Source organism: Salinicola salarius (assembly GCF_002179555.1).
GTDB classification, from domain to species: domain Bacteria; phylum Pseudomonadota; class Gammaproteobacteria; order Pseudomonadales; family Halomonadaceae; genus Salinicola; species Salinicola salarius_A.
This window is the reverse complement of sequence record NZ_NHOU01000139.1, coordinates 1-596: the sequence shown is the minus strand read 5'-3', so window position 1 is coordinate 596 and position 596 is coordinate 1. Positions and strand designations below refer to the sequence as shown.

General features: G+C 61.7%; 1 pseudogene. It reads left to right on the top strand.

Annotated features, from left to right (window positions below):
- Positions 1–596: pseudogene (locus tag CCD76_RS19510) on the top strand (ISL3-like element ISPpu12 family transposase); the annotation flags it as partial.

Genomic DNA, 596 nt, shown 5'->3' with positions numbered 1-596 from the left:
GCCCGATCCCATCGCCTGCGAGGAATGCGGCGTGCAGGGTGAGTTCGTACGGTTCGGCAAGCGTGACGTTCCCTATCGTGATCTGCCCATCCACGGTAAGCGGGTCACTCTCTGGGTGGTCCGCCGCCGATACACCTGCCGGGCCTGCAAGACAACATTCAGGCCCCAGCTACCGGAGATGGTGGACGGATTCCGTATGACACTGCGGCTGCATGAGTACGTGGAGAAGGAATCCTTCAACCACCCCTACACCTTTGTGGCGGCACAGACCGGCCTGGACGAGAAGACGGTGCGCGACATCTTCAACGCCCGCGCCGAGTTCCTGGGGCGCTGGCACCGCTTCGAGACGCCCCGCATTCTGGGCATCGACGAGCTATACCTGAACAAGCGCTACCGCTGCATTCTGACCAACATTGAGGAGCGAACCCTGCTCGACCTGCTGGCCACCCGCCGCCAGGACGTGGTGACCAACTACCTGATGAAGCTGAAAGACCGGCAGAAGGTCGAGATCGTCAGCATGGACATGTGGAACCCCTACCGGGCAGCGGTCAAGGCTGTGCTGCCCCAGGCCCGTATCGTGGTCGATAAGTTCCATG